This window comes from Rhodococcus sp. 105337 (assembly GCF_012844225.1).
GTDB lineage: Bacteria > Actinomycetota > Actinomycetes > Mycobacteriales > Mycobacteriaceae > Rhodococcus.
On the sequence record NZ_JABAGQ010000012.1, the window covers coordinates 24,622 to 38,331 of the forward strand.

The 13,710-nt window shown below is 66.9% G+C and carries 13 protein-coding genes; 5 read left to right on the forward strand and 8 right to left on the reverse strand.

From position 1 onward, the window contains the following. Positions 1-22: 22 nt before the first annotated feature. Entirely contained in the window at positions 23-442 is a 420-nt protein-coding gene (locus HF886_RS17245; RefSeq protein WP_169622550.1) for a pyridoxamine 5'-phosphate oxidase family protein, read from the reverse strand. A gap of 131 nt (positions 443-573) precedes the next feature. Here HF886_RS17245 and HF886_RS17250 point away from each other — a divergent pair, with 131 nt between their 5' ends. Further along, a complete protein-coding gene (locus tag HF886_RS17250; RefSeq protein WP_206038886.1) occupies positions 574-3,273 on the forward strand; it encodes a cation-translocating P-type ATPase in 2,700 nt (899 codons plus the stop codon). 69 nt (positions 3,274-3,342) lie between these two features. Next, positions 3,343-4,635, forward strand: coding sequence for a tRNA guanosine(34) transglycosylase Tgt (gene tgt / locus HF886_RS17255; protein ID WP_169622551.1), 1,293 nt, complete (start codon positions 3,343-3,345; stop codon positions 4,633-4,635). Here tgt and HF886_RS17260 read toward each other — a convergent pair. The 6 genes from HF886_RS17260 to HF886_RS17285 form a co-directional block, all read right to left on the reverse strand. Further along, a complete protein-coding gene (locus tag HF886_RS17260) occupies positions 4,608-5,357 on the reverse strand; it encodes a queuosine precursor transporter (RefSeq protein ID WP_169622552.1) in 750 nt (249 codons plus the stop codon). The genes tgt and HF886_RS17260 overlap by 28 nt on opposite strands. A 96-nt stretch (positions 5,358-5,453) precedes the next feature. Then, positions 5,454-6,332 (reverse strand): RDD family protein, encoded by an 879-nt coding sequence (locus HF886_RS17265; RefSeq protein WP_169622553.1) that lies wholly within the window; start codon positions 6,330-6,332, stop codon positions 5,454-5,456. Between the two features lie 105 nt (positions 6,333-6,437). Continuing rightward, entirely contained in the window at positions 6,438-7,391 is a 954-nt protein-coding gene (locus tag HF886_RS17270) for a hypothetical protein (RefSeq protein WP_169652984.1), read from the reverse strand. 98 nt (positions 7,392-7,489) lie between these two features. Then, positions 7,490-8,428, reverse strand: a complete 939-nt coding sequence (gene gluQRS / locus HF886_RS17275; RefSeq protein ID WP_169622555.1) for a tRNA glutamyl-Q(34) synthetase GluQRS — start codon at positions 8,426-8,428, stop codon at positions 7,490-7,492. A gap of 23 nt (positions 8,429-8,451) precedes the next feature. Next, positions 8,452-9,036: a TetR/AcrR family transcriptional regulator gene (locus tag HF886_RS17280; RefSeq protein WP_169622556.1), complete on the reverse strand. Its 585-nt coding sequence runs from the start codon at positions 9,034-9,036 to the stop codon at positions 8,452-8,454. Positions 9,037-9,110: 74 nt separating this feature from the next. Then, complete coding sequence (locus HF886_RS17285) at positions 9,111-9,776, reverse strand: YoaK family protein (RefSeq protein ID WP_296550908.1); 666 nt, start codon at positions 9,774-9,776, stop codon at positions 9,111-9,113. A gap of 109 nt (positions 9,777-9,885) precedes the next feature. Here HF886_RS17285 and HF886_RS17290 point away from each other — a divergent pair, with 109 nt between their 5' ends. Then, entirely contained in the window at positions 9,886-10,959 is a 1,074-nt protein-coding gene (locus HF886_RS17290) for a DUF1524 domain-containing protein (protein WP_169652985.1), read from the forward strand. 30 nt (positions 10,960-10,989) lie between these two features. Here HF886_RS17290 and HF886_RS17295 read toward each other — a convergent pair whose 3' ends face one another. Then, positions 10,990-11,772 carry a TetR/AcrR family transcriptional regulator gene (locus HF886_RS17295; protein WP_169652986.1) on the reverse strand — a complete coding sequence of 261 codons (783 nt, stop codon included), beginning with the start codon at positions 11,770-11,772 and terminating at the stop codon, positions 10,990-10,992. Positions 11,773-11,860: 88 nt separating this feature from the next. Between HF886_RS17295 and HF886_RS17300 the strand changes: the two genes are divergently transcribed. Together HF886_RS17300 and HF886_RS17305 are read left to right on the forward strand one after the other, a co-directional pair. Continuing rightward, on the forward strand, positions 11,861-12,844 hold the full coding sequence (locus HF886_RS17300) for an ATP-binding cassette domain-containing protein (RefSeq protein ID WP_169652987.1): 984 nt from the start codon (positions 11,861-11,863) through the stop codon (positions 12,842-12,844). 95 nt (positions 12,845-12,939) lie between these two features. Then, positions 12,940-13,668 carry an ABC transporter permease gene (locus HF886_RS17305; RefSeq protein ID WP_296550915.1) on the forward strand — a complete coding sequence of 243 codons (729 nt, stop codon included), beginning with the start codon at positions 12,940-12,942 and terminating at the stop codon, positions 13,666-13,668. Positions 13,669-13,710: the final 42 nt, after the last annotated feature.

Below are 13,710 nucleotides of genomic sequence, written 5' to 3' on the forward strand. Positions count from 1 at the left end.
AACGTCCGTGTTCGACCAGTGATCAGTGCTCGACCAGGGCGAACCTTCGACCTGTGGTTTCCGCGGCGACCAGCTCGACGTAGTTGAATTTCGAATCCGGAACCCAAGGGGTCAGGCCCAGCGCGTCGACGGCCTGCACGTCGCTGAAATGCAGAAGGATATGGGCGCGCCCGTGGATCACGACGCTCCATGCTTCGCTTGCCTCGATGTGGTCGACCTGGAACGCCACCTTGGGATACACGGTCAATTCCGCGAGTTTGCTGCCTTCGGCGCTGCGGAAGTACACCTTCCGGTCGCGCACCGCGTAGTTGACCGGATAGATCTCCGGATAGCCGTCCACCACGACGACGAGACGGCCGACCTTCTCGGTCGCGAGCAGTTCCCAGCTTTCCTCGTCGCTCAGAACGGTGGTGGGTTCGCCGGTATTCGGGCTGTCGCTCACGGCATACTCCTCGAACTCGATGAGTCTTTCCCCTAGCTCACCACGAACGCCGGACGGGTGCACTCGAACCCCGTGACTGTCTGCTCACAGTACGGTGAGAACCGACCGATTTCCGACACCGAGGAGCCGTCATGCAGGTGGCAACCGCGCAGCCCTGGCACACCGCTATGGCTCCCGAGGTGACCGGCGCGCTGGGCGTCGACACGCAACGAGGGCTCTCCACCGCCGACGTGGAGCAACGACTGGCGGAGCACGGACCCAACCTGATCGCCGAGACGGCAGGCACCCCCGCCTGGCGCAAAGTGCTCTCGCTGCTCGCCGACAAGATGACCCTGGTGCTCGTCGTCGCCGCGGTCGTGAGCGCAGTGGTGTCCCGGGAATGGGAAACCCCCGTCGTCATCTTTGCGGTGATCGCGCTCAACACGGTGCTGAACTTCGTGCAGGAATCGCGGGCGGAGAACAGCCTGCAGGCGCTGAAGAAGATGTCCGTGTCCACAACGCGGGTGCGGCGCGACGGCCGCGAACAGTCGTTGCCCCGGGAACAACTCGTCCCCGGCGACATCGTCCTGCTCGAATCCGGCGACTCGGTGCCCGCCGACGGCCGCCTCGTCCATGCCGTGCGACTGCAGGTGGCCGAGGCCGCGCTCACCGGTGAATCGCACCCCGTGGACAAGTCGATCGACCCGGTGGATGCCCCGGACGCCCCGCTCGGCGACCGCACCGACATGTTGTTCATGAACACCGAGGTCACGCGCGGACGCGCGGAAATGGTCGTGACCGCGACGGGTATGGCCACCGAAATGGGCGCCATCGCCACCCTTCTCGGTAGCGCAGGCGTGGAACAGACTCCGCTGCAGCGCCGGATCGGCCAACTCGCCCAGACGCTGACCATCGTCGCGATCGTCACCGTCGCGCTCGTCTTCGTTCTCGGTCTGCTGCGGGGGCAGACGTGGTCGGACCTGCTCGTCACCGCGGTGTCGCTGGCTGTCGCGACCATCCCCGAGGGGCTCACGGCGGTGGTCGCGTTCACCCTCGCCATGGGAGCCTCCCGCCTCGCGGCCCGCGGGGCGATCGTCAAGCAACTCGCGGCAGTCGAGACGCTGGGCAGCACGTCGCACATCGCCACCGACAAAACCGGAACGCTCACCCTCAACGAGATGACGGTGCAACGTCTGCTGATACGCGGGCGCACGTTCCGTGTCACCGGCTCCGGCTACGGGACGGACGGGAAGATCCTCGTCGGCGACGGTCAGCCGGCCCCCGACCTCACCGACGCGTTGCTCGGTATGGGTCTGTGCAACGACGCCACGGTCAACGACGGTGTGCTCGTCGGAGATCCGACCGAGGGTGCGCTCGTCGTGCTGGCCGAGAAGGGCGGCATCGACGTCGACGGTGCGCGCGCCGCACTCACCCGGATAGCCGAGGTCCCGTTCGACTCGGCCTACAAGTACATGGCGACCTTTCACACCGTGCCCGACGGCGGGTTCCGTTGCTTCGCCAAGGGGGCGCCGGGTGCGTTGCTCGAGCGCGCATCCACCGCGCAGGGCGGGGACGGGACGATACCGCTCGACGACGCGGCGCGCCGGAAGATCCGCGACGCCGTCGACGGACTCGCCGGCGAGGGGCTGCGAACGCTGGTGATCGCCGGACGCGACCTCGACGCGGTGCCGCGGGGGGATTCGGATGCGCTCCAGGCACTCGTATCCGACCTCACGATCTATGCGGTGGTGGGCATCGTGGATCCGCCGCGGACGGAGGCGAAAGCGGCGATCGAGGTGGCACACGAGGCAGGTATCGCGGTGCACATGATCACCGGCGACCACCTGGTCACGGCATCCGCGATCGCGGCACAACTCGGAATCGACGGGAACGCCGCGTCGGGCGCAGACCTCGATGCCCTCGACGACGAGGAGTTGCGCGCCCGGGCCGAGGGGTTCGGTGTGCTCGCGCGGGTGGCACCCGAACACAAGATCCGGTACGTCAAGGCCCTGCAGGCGGACGGGCAGATCGTCGCGATGACGGGCGACGGCGTGAACGACGCGCCCGCGCTCGAACAGGCCGACATCGGCGTCGCGATGGGCATCACCGGCACCGACGTGTCCAAGGGCGCCGCGAACATGATCCTCACCGACGACAACTTCGCCACGATCGTCGCTGCCGTCGCCGAAGGACGCGGCATCTACGACAACATCGTCAAATTCGTGAAGTTCCAGTTGACCACCGCGTGGGGATTCGTCTTGATCTTCCTCGCGGCCGGTGCACTCGGGCTCGCGGGCGGCGCCCCGTTCACCGCGCTGCAGATCCTGTGGGTCAACATCATCATGGACGGCCCGCCCGCCCTCGCCCTCGGTGTGGACCGGACGGAACCGGACGCGATGAAGCGGCCCCCGCGGCCGGCCAAGGAAGCGTTGCTCACCCGGTCGCGGATTCAGCGGATCCTGGGCCTGGGCATCGTGATGGCCGTCGGCACCCTCGCAGTGCTGCGCTTCGGACCGGACTTGTTCCCCGACAGCGCGGGCGATCCGCTGTTCGCCACGACGCTCGCCTTCACCACGTTCGTGTTCTTCCAGGTCTTCAACCTCTTCAACGTGCGCTCGAACGTCGGATCGGTGTTCTCGCTGCAGACGCTGACCAACCACACCATCTGGATCGCGATCGTCGTCGTGATCGTGCTGCAGGTCTGCGTGGTGCAGACGAGCTTCCTGCAGGGTCTGTTCGATACCACCGCCCTGACCGCACCCCAGTGGATGCTGGCGATCGCGGTCGGTTCGGTGGTGTTGTGGGTGGACGAAATCGGGAAGGCGATCGCGCGTGCCCGGCGTCGGGACTGAACGCCGCCTCGGCGGGCCGAGTGCCGGGCGGTCGTCGGGGAGGTAGCGGTGACCTGCCACAATCGTCGGGTGAGTGTCCTTCGCAGTACCGATTCCGCGCTACCGGTTCCGCCCGACCCGTTCTTCACCGTCGGGGCCCGACTCGACAACGGACTGGGCCGCACCGGCACCATCCACACCCCGCACGGCGACATCCGTACGCCCGCGTTCATCGGTGTGGGGACCAAGGCGACGGTCAAGGCGGTTCTGCCCGAGGCGATGAAGGACCTGGGTGCGCAGGCGCTGCTGGCGAACGCCTACCACCTCTACCTGCAGCCGGGATCGGACATCGTCGACGAGGCCGGTGGGCTCGGCAAGTTCATGAACTGGGACGGCCCGACGTTCACCGACAGCGGCGGCTTCCAGGTCATGTCGCTCGGCGTGGGATTCAAGAAGGTCATCGCCATGGAGGCGGTCGGCGTCCAGAACGACGATGTCATCGCGCACGGCAAGGAACGGCTGGCCCGGGTCGACGACGACGGCGTCACCTTCAAATCCCACCTGGACGGATCGCGGCACCGGTTCACTCCCGAGGTGTCGATGCAGATCCAGCACCAACTCGGCGCCGACATCATGTTCGCGTTCGACGAGTTGACGACATTGATGAACACGCGCGGCTATCAGGAACGCTCGATCGAACGTACCCAGGCGTGGGCGGTGCGCTGCGTCGCCGAGCACGAGAAGCTCACCGCTGAGCGCTCGCACCGTCCCTACCAGGCCCTTTTCGGTGTCGTGCAGGGAGCGCAGTACGAGGACCTTCGCCGGCAGGCGTGCCGTGGCCTCGAATCGATCGTGGGGGAGTCGGGCCGGGGCTTCGACGGATACGGAATCGGCGGAGCGCTCGAGAAGCACAACCTCGGCACGATCGTGCGCTGGTGCTGTGAGGAACTCCCCGACGCCAAGCCGCGGCACATGCTCGGTATCAGCGAGCCCGACGACGTCTTCGTCGCGATCGAGCACGGTGCCGACACCTTCGACTGCGTCAATCCGTCGCGGGTGGCGCGCAACGCGGCGATCTACCACCCGGACGGCCGGTTCAACATCAACACCAGCCGGTTCCGCCGCGACTTCACCCCGATCGACGAGAACTGCGATTGCTACACGTGCACCCACTACACCCGGGCGTACATCCATCACCTGTTCAAGGCGAAGGAGATGCTCGCGTCCACGTTGTGCACCATCCACAACGAACGGTTCACGGTGCGCCTCGTCGACGAGATCCGGTCGAGCATCGAAGGCGGCTACTTCGAGGAGCACAAGGCCGAAACCCTCGGCCGGTTCTACGCGAAGAAGCGTCAGGCGGAGTCCGACGCCGGCGCGTAGGTCGGCTCGCGCCTCTTCACGTACGCGATCACGCGGTAGGTGACCGGCAGGAGCACGATCTCGATCACGGTCTTCCAGAGGAAACCGATGATCACGAAGTTGACGAAGTCGCTCCACGTGGTGATGCCGATCGCGCCGGCCGCGATGGAGCAGAACACGAGGGTGTCGGCGAACTCGCCGACCACCGTCGACCCGATCAGGCGCGCCCACAGATGCTTCTCCTGCGTGCGCTCCTTGATCCGCACCAGGATGTACGAGTTGAGCAACTGGCCGACGACGTAGCCCGCCAGGCCCGCGAGCAGCATCCTCGGCACCACCCCGAGAACGGCCTCGAACGACTCCTGGTTGGCGTAGAACTCCGCCGCGGGAAGCGACTGGGCGACCCAGAAGCAGAGTGCGGACAGCGCCACGGCTCCGAACCCGTACAGCACGGCCCGGCGGGTCGCCGCGAACCCGTACACCTCACTGAGCACGTCGCCGAGGATGTAGGCGAGCGGGAACAGGAAGAACCCGCCGTCGGTGATGATCGGCAGGACCTGCAGTGGACCGAGCGAGACCTCGGCGTCACCGAAGAACGCGATGCCCTTCGTCGCGCAGATGTTGGAGATCATCAGCACCGCGGTGAACAGGACGACGATCCCCGGGTAGGAACTGCGCCCCACGCTGGCGAATGCCGCGTGATGCGTGGTGGATGACGGGGAACTCGTTTCGTGCTGTGTCACCCGGCCATCCAAGCATCACGCGACGATGATCGCGAAGTTGTTCAACGGCAGCGGGCCCCGTCCTGGAGGACGGGGCCCGCTTCGCAGAGTGCGGCGTCAGGACTTGACGACCCGCGTGCCACCGGCGAACTTGTCGTGGAAGCCCTGCTTGCCACTGTCCTGCTCGATGGTCACGGCGATGCCGATCCAGGCGACGAAGGACGCCAGGCTGACGAGCCAGCCGAGGAACGGGATACCGCTGAGGATCTGCAGTGCGACAAAGGCGTTGCGCTTCGCGGCCTCCTCACGGGTCGGGAGTCCGCCGCCGGGTCCGACGACCGACAGACCGAGCAGTTTCTTGCCGATCGTGGCGCCCTTGGTCGACTCGAAGTAGGTCCAGTACGCGAACGCTGCGACGCCCGAGAGCACCGACATCACGAACGCCATGAACCCGCTGTCGCTCCCGAACACGACGATGCTCGTGAGAATCGCCATAGGGATGCCGACGATCAGCGCGTCGATGATGCGGGCGCCGAGACGGGGCAGCAGTTCCCCCGGCCGCGTGGGGCCGAATCCGGCTCCGGGCGCGGGCGGGAAACCGGGTGCGCCGTACTGCGTGGCGCCGTACGGCTCGTTCTGGGGAGCCCCGTACTGGGGGACACCCTGCTGGGGTCCTCCGTACTGGGGTGCTCCGTACTGGGGAGCCCCGTACTGAGCGCCACCCTGCTGCGGTGCTCCGTACTGAGTGGCACCGGCGCCGTGCTGCTGAGCGCCGGGCTGCTGCCCGTACTGAGGCGCGCCGTACTGGGGAGCCCCGTACTGCCCGCCCTGCGACGGGTCGTTCGGGTTGTACCCGGACTGGATGGGGTTCTGGAACTGCTGGGTGTAATCGGCGGGCTGGCTGCCGTACGGCTGGTCACCGTGCGAGGGAGCACCCGGGTAGCCGCTGTGCTTGCGCGGGTCCTGCGAAGGGGGTGGGTATCCACCGGTGGTCATATGACTCCTTGTCGATCGGCATGGCAACGCGCCACGGTACAACGTAACCGTGGCGCATCGACAGCGATGTAGCGATGTGTAACGGACGGGCAGAAGACGAGCGGTTCAGGCGACGACCGGACCTCCCGTGGTGATCCGGTAGGCATACGTCGACGCGATGATCGAGACCGGAATGCTGACGAGAAGTCCGAGACCACAGAGCAACGCACCGAGGATGTTGATACCGATCAGCGCCAGCGCCAGCAGGATCAGCGTGCCCGCATTGGATTTGATCGCAGTGAAACTGGATTTGATGGCCGTGATCGCGTCTTGGTTCCGGTCGACGACGAAGGGCATCGCCCACCACGTCAGGAACGCGAAGACCAGTCCGGGCAGGATGCACAGCACGAGACCCACCGAGGTGCCGATCCCGACGAGCAAGCCGGTCAGAATGACCGCGCCGATCGGGCCGACCTGCAGGAACGTCCCGAACGCGGGCTTCCGGCCGTCGACCTCGCTGAGCGCTCCGCGCACGAATGCGGCCTCGATGAGATAGCCGACCACTGCGGTGACCAACGTGCCGATCAGGTTCGTGGCGGAGAAGGCGGTGGTGAACGAGATGTTGTCGGAATCCTGCGTGTAATCGAACCCGTTGAAGATTCCGTTGATCAGGGCCTGGATGACGAAGGCGATGACGACCAGCACGATCCAGACACCTGGATTCGCGCTGAATTTGCGCCAGCCGAAGGAGATCGCGTCGCCCACGCTCAGCCGGGCCGGTCCGGGCGCTCCGAAGCCCCCGGAGCCGAAACCGCCGGGAGGGGGCGGGTAGTTCCCACCGGGTGGGGGCGGGTAGTTACCGCCGGGAGGGGGCGGGTATCCGCCCGGGGGTGGATAGTTTCCGCCGGGTGGGGGTGGGTAGTTGCCGGGCGGGGGATAGTTGCCGGGCGGGGGATAGTCGCCTCCCGACGGAGGTGGGGGATATCCGCCCGGGGGCGGGTAGTTCCCACCCTGCGGCGGATAGGGATCGCCACCCGGATTCTGTGGGTCTTTGCTCGGGTCGTAACCGCCGGTAGTCATCGGTGCCCTCTCCGCAGGAGTGGATGAACGCCTGCTCCACCGCAGAGTACGTGTCCTTCAGCCGAAAAGCACCACTTCGGTCCTCCGTTCACCCCGCCTCACACGCCACGATCGGGATGGAAAACCCACGGCTCGCGGGGCATTCGCGCGGGGTCCCAGCGGTCCAGCAGCAACGGCAGTGTCACGGGTTCACCTGGGTCCGCCAGACGCAGCGACACGGCGATCGTGCCCAGCACGTCTGCCGCGGACCGGCCCGCTGCTTCCTGGTCGGAGAGCGTCACCGCACCGTCCCGCTTCGCGAGCCGCTTGCCTTCCTCGTTCAGTGCGAGCGGCACGTGCGCGTACTGCGCCACCGGGAGGCCGAGCAGGGTGGCCAGATACGCCTGCCGCGGAGCCGAGGTGAGCAGATCGTCTCCGCGTACCACCTGGTCCACGCCTTGGGCGGCGTCGTCGACGACGACGGCGAGGTTGTAGGCGGGAGTCCCGTCGTTGCGGCGCAGTACGAAGTCGTCGACGATCCCGGTGAAGTCGCCGTGCAGGACGTCGTGGACGGTGAACCACTGCTCGGTGGAACGGAGTCGGATCGCCGGTGGGCGATCGGCGGTACGTTTTGCGTTCCGCTGGTCCTCGGTGAGGTCACGGCAGGTGCCGGGGTATGCGCCGGCCGGGGCGTGCGGAGCCGATGTGGCCTGCTGGATCTCCCGTCGCGTGCAGTAACACTCGTAGGTGAGACCGGCACGGGTGAGGCGGTCGATTGCGTCCTCGTACAGACGGATTCGACGGGACTGGTGCACAACCTGACCGTCCCAGTCGAGACCCAGTGCCGCGAGATCCGCGAGTTGCCGTTGTTCGGCGCCGGGGCGGACCCGGTCGAGATCCTCCACGCGCAGCAGGAACCGCCGATCCGTCGAGCGTGCGAACAACCATGCCAGCACGGCGGTCCGGAGATTGCCGAGATGCAGGTCGCCCGACGGGCTGGGCGCGAACCGGCCCGCCCCTGCGGTGGCGGGCTCCGGTCGTTCTGTGGGATGTGACATCGGTGTACTCCGCCGAGCCGGGCTCAGTGCGCGTCCGCGCCGTGCAGGGCGAGCTGGATCTGCGTGTGCAGGGCGTGCGTCAGGTATTCGCGCGGGTAGAGATCCGGGCTCGATGCGGCATCGAGCGCGAGACCGTGCACCGCGGCGAGGAGGAGCGTTGCGCGCGTCTCCGGGTCTGGGGCGCCCAGCCTGATCAATACGGTTGCGATGCCGGTGCGAACGGTGAACAGCGTCGAACTGCGGATCCCGCTCAGCGACGGGGACGTGACTGCGCGGACGGCGAACGCAGCCATCACGTGGACCTCGCTGCCGCGTTGCTCGTCGAGCGGCAGCAACTGGCTGAGCGCGGCGAACAGCGTCCGCGCCGGGTCGATGTCGGGATCGACGTTCGCGAGGCGGGTGAGTACCCGGTCGGATAGGGCGCGGAACGAATAGGCGAGCATCTCGTCTTTCGTCGGAAAGTGATGCTGCACCGCGCCGATCGATACGCCGGCCTCGTTGGCGACTTCGCGCACGCTGGCCGCTTCGAGTCCACTGCGTGCGGCAACTTCGAGCAGTGCCGCAGCGAGCCTGGTGGGGCTGGTGGTGGCGTAGGGGCGGGCGCGCATGGATGCACCGTAGCGGAGCGGGCGACCGTACGAACGTACGGGGATAACGCTCCGCGCCGATCCGGATCTCGCTGTCACGCCGTCTTCTTCACTTCCGGCGAGCGAAGGAACCGCACCGCCACGGCGAGCGCGGCGGCGACCGCGGTCGCGATCCAGAGGGCGTGCAGGCCGAACAGATGATGCGCGAGGGCTCCGAGCAACCCTCCCGCCACCAAGCCTCCCCATCGGCCGAGGTAGGGCAGCCAGCCCCAGCGTGGGCCGCCGAAGAATGCGGACGCTATCTCGTGCCCGATCTTCACGAGCGCACCGGTCATGTAGGTGAGGGCAACGGTTGCCTCGCCTTTGCGCCGGAACACGGAATTCTCGACGCCCATCGCCAGCGTCATCGCCGTCACTGCCACCGGTATCCACCCGGGTATCGCGCTCAGCGAACCGATGGCGAGCAGCACCGCGACGGTGACGAGCACCGCAGTTTTCCGCGTTCTGCGGTCGCGGTCGGTGAGTTCCGCGATGACGCCACCCAGAATCACCCCGATCACGAAGAGGACAACGATGCCCCCGATCAGAGCAGCCGTGCGCCATGAGGCGTCGGCCGTTTCGACGGCGAACCGTGTGGAGTTGCCGCTCATGAAGGAGACGAACACACCACCGAGGGTGATGAACCCGAGAGCATCGACGAACCCCGCAAGTGCCGACAGGGCCACCGTGAGTGCCTGCAGCTCTCTGTTGTTTTCGGGCACGGGGCAATAGTAGGACCGAACCCGTCGCCGGGACCCCGTTGTAACGGCACAGCGTCCGGTCGGCGATGAGCAGGGGGCACCCGGCCTCACCTTTCTCAGGAGTTTCTGCATGGCATCACCCCGCACGTCGTCCGGCTTTCGCGCGCTTGTCGCGGCGACGGTCGCAGGGTTCGTTCTGGTGGGCTGCGGTGGGGTGGAGGAGGACACCGCGTCGGCCGTCCCCGCCGTCGCGGCCACAGACCGGTCGACGACGGAACGGGTCGCGCCGGCCCCGACCACCCCTCCAGCGCCGACCGCGCCGAGCACCGCGCCGCCGGCCGTGTCCGAGGACACCTCGTCGATGTCGACGGCCCTGTCCCGGTTGACAGAGATACCGATCAAGGGACGCGCCCCGAAGACGGGCTACGACCGCGACCTGTTCGGTCAGGCGTGGAGTGACGATGTGTCGGTCGAGTTCGGGCACAACGGCTGCGACACCCGCAACGACATCCTGCGCCGTGACCTGGTCGACATCGCCTACAAGCCCGGCACCCGCGACTGCGTCGTCGCGTCCGGCACGCTGCACGATGTCTACACCGGCACCACGATCGCGTTCACTCGTGGTCAGGACACGTCCACCGCAGTGCAGATCGACCACGTCGTTGCGCTATCGGATGCCTGGCAGAAGGGTGCGCAGCAACTGGATCCCGAGACGCGCGCGAACTTCGCGAACGATCCACGGAATCTTCAGGCGGTCGACGGTCCCACCAACTCGCGCAAGGGCGACGGCGACGCCGCGACCTGGCTGCCGCCGCATCGCCCGTACCGCTGTACGTATGTCGCACGTCAGGTCCAGGTCAAGGCCGAGTACGGGTTGTGGGTGACTCAGGCCGAGCACGATGCGATGGTCAGAATCCTCACCGAATGTGGCGGCACGGCAACAGGAGTCGCAGCCGGTTCCGCCGGGACCGACACCGCGACGCCGGTGCCGACGACGGTCGCTCCCCAGCCCCAGCCCCAGCCCCAGCCCCAGCCCCAGCCCCTCGCGCCGGCTCCCGCTCCCGCGCCGGAACCTGCACCCGCGAGCGCGTACTACAAGAACTGCTCGGCTGCCCGCGCTGCAGGAGCAGCGCCGCTCTATGCCGGTGAGCCCGGCTACCGGGCCGAGATGGACCGTGACAAAGACGGGGTCGCGTGCGAGTGAACCCCGCGAAACGGGTTGCCGCCCCGGGAGTCACGGCGTGCGTGACTTCCGGGCCTTCTCGATCGTGAGTTCGATCGAATCGAGGAGTCGTTCGAGGCTCGGTTCGAACGGCCCGTCCGGTTCGTCGAAGGCCCCGGCTTCCCAGACACGGGTCATGGTCGGGTAGCGCTCGACGTCGAACCAGTCTTCCCAGAAACTGTTCATCGACATCCAGTACGCGTCGCGGTCGAGTCCGGTGTTCTCCCTGTCCCGGTTCTCCGCGATCGCGCCGCGTGCAAGCCCTTGGACGAAATTGTCCACGACACCGATGATTTCGACGACCTGACGCTCCGTGGTGCCCTCGTCCACGAGGATGCGGAGGCCGGCTTCCTGTGTGTCGAGAACGTGTGGAGCGAGCGGTGCCCGCCACATGTTGGTCTGCAGGATCCAGGGGTGCCGGAGGTACAGGTTCCAGTGCTCGCGCGCGTACGTGGCGAGCGCGGGACGCCACGGGGTGCCCGGTGCCGGCAGGTCGAGTTCGGAGTAGGCGCGGTCGACCATGAGATCGATCAGTTCGGTCCGCCCGGGGACGTACGTGTAGAGCGACATGGCGCCGACGCGAAGTGCGGCCGCGACGCGCCGCATCGACAGTGCGTCCAGTCCGCCCTCGTCCGCGACAGCGATTGCGGCCCCGACCACGTCGTCGCGGGTGAGGCCGGCTTTTCTTCCCCGGGTCTTGGGTTCGGTCGGTGCCCACAACAGCGCGAGACGACGGGTCGCCTCGGCGGTGCGGTCCGATTCTCTGTCTTCTTCGTTCTGCCGGTCGGGCGGCAACGACGATCCTTTCTCCGGGTTTGTTTCCGTACATCGTATGATAATCTGGTCCCGCCTATTCCGGTACGACGTACGAATAGAGAATCGGATGATCCGAGCACGAGGACTTACCAAGACGTTCCGTCGCAAGAAGGACACGATCCAGGCAGTGGACGACGTCGACGTCGACGTTGCGGAAGGTGAACTCGTTGCCTTCCTCGGCCCCAACGGGGCCGGAAAGTCCACCACCATGCGCATGCTGACCAGCCTCCTGACACCGACATCGGGCACGGCGACGGTCGCCGGGTTCGATGTCGTCCGCGACCCCGACCGGGTACGCGCCCACATCGGTTACATCGGACAGGGCAACGGCGGTGGCTACTCCTACAAAGTGCGCGACGAGCTGTACAACCAGGGCCGGTTCTACGGCCTGCCCGCACGCCGATACCGCAGCCGCGCTGCGGAACTCATCGAGGCGCTGGAACTCGGTGGGCTCGAGAAGCGCGGCATCCAATCACTGTCCGGCGGCCAGAAGCGCCGGTTGGATGTCGCACTCGGTCTCATGCACGAACCGCCACTGCTGTTTCTCGACGAACCCACCACGGGTCTGGACCCACACAGTCGAGCCAATCTGTGGGAGCACATCCAGGAACTCCGCCGGCGCACCGGTATGACGATCGTGCTCACGACGCACTACCTCGACGAAGCGGACAAGATGGCAGAACGAGTGGTGGTGATCGACCACGGCCGGATCGTCGCCGACGCGTCGCCGGGCGATCTCGAACGCGAGTATGCCGACGACGTCATCACCGCACGCGTCGCCTCGCCGGCCGTACTCGACGCCACCGAGGCGGCCGGGCTCGTCCGCCGGGCTCTCCCGCCGGACATCGGAGCCGTGGACACCGAGGTCTCGGGCGATGTCGTCACCGTCGTCATTGCCACAACCCACGGCGCCGAGCGGCTTCCCGCCGCGCTCGAAGCGATGCGTCTTGCCGGCCTGGCGGTGCTGTCCGCCTCGCTCACGCAGGCGAGCCTCGACGACGTCTTTCTCAACCTGACCGGTCGCAGCCTGCGAGAGGAGATCGCGTCGTGAACGTGCAGACCGACGTCCCACCGGTTCGTTCCCGCCCCGCCGACGTAACGGCACCACGGGCTGGGGCCGCAAAATTCACCGCCGACACCGCAGCGGTGTTCATCCGCGAGATACTGCTGCTGCTCCGCGACCCGTTCAGCCTTACGTTCTCGCTGCTGCAACCCCTCGTGTTCCTCGCGCTCTTCGGCCCGCTCCTCACGGGTGCACTCGGCGTCGGGTCCACCGCCGAGACGTTGCAGTGGTTCGTGCCCGGCGTGATCGTCATGATTGCGCTGTTCGGCACCTCGATGACGGGTTCGAACCTGTTGTACGAATTGATGACGGGATCCTACGAACGCGTACTCGCGACCCCGCTGTGCAGGTCTTCACTTCTCGTGGGACGAGCGCTGAAAGAGTTCGCGCCGCTCATGATTCAGGGTCTGCTCATCGTGATCGTGTGTGTGCCGTTCGGTTTCGAGTTGTACCCGTTCCATGTACTTGCGGGACTGGCGCTGCTCGGTGTGTTCGGAATCGGGGTGGGCGCACTGTCCTGTGCGCTTGCCCTCGCCGCCCAGAACCGCGAGTGGATGTTCTGGACCGTGCAGCAGACTCTGTTGTTCCCGCTCCTGATCCTGTCGGGAATGATGCTGCCGCTCGATGCGGGCCCCGCATGGATGCGGACGGTCGCGCTGCTCAACCCGCTGACCTACATCGTCGACGCCGAACGGGCGTTGCTCGGAGGTGCGGTTGCCGATCCGGCTGTCGCACGCGGCGTCCTTGCGGCAGTGCTGACCTGCGTGGTGGGGCTCGTCGTCGGGATCCGCCGGACCCGCCGAACCGTATAGCTCCGAGGTCCGCCGCTACTCCGGAGTCCACCGGATGCAGAA

Bases quoted from the DNA above. Each gene is read 5' to 3' on its own strand.
- HF886_RS17250 (WP_206038886.1), top strand. From the start codon at position 574: ATGCAGGTGGCAACCGCGCAGCCCTGGCACACCGCTATGGCTCCCGAG.
- HF886_RS17270 (WP_169652984.1), bottom strand. From the start codon at position 7,391: ATGACTACCGGCGGTTACGACCCGAGCAAAGACCCACAGAATCCGGGT.
- HF886_RS17280 (WP_169622556.1), bottom strand. From the start codon at position 9,036: ATGCGCGCCCGCCCCTACGCCACCACCAGCCCCACCAGGCTCGCTGCG.
- HF886_RS17290 (WP_169652985.1), top strand. From the start codon at position 9,886: ATGGCATCACCCCGCACGTCGTCCGGCTTTCGCGCGCTTGTCGCGGCG.
- gluQRS (WP_169622555.1), bottom strand. From the start codon at position 8,428: ATGTCACATCCCACAGAACGACCGGAGCCCGCCACCGCAGGGGCGGGC.
- HF886_RS17265 (WP_169622553.1), bottom strand. From the start codon at position 6,332: ATGACCACCGGTGGATACCCACCCCCTTCGCAGGACCCGCGCAAGCAC.
- HF886_RS17300 (WP_169652987.1), top strand. From the start codon at position 11,861: ATGATCCGAGCACGAGGACTTACCAAGACGTTCCGTCGCAAGAAGGAC.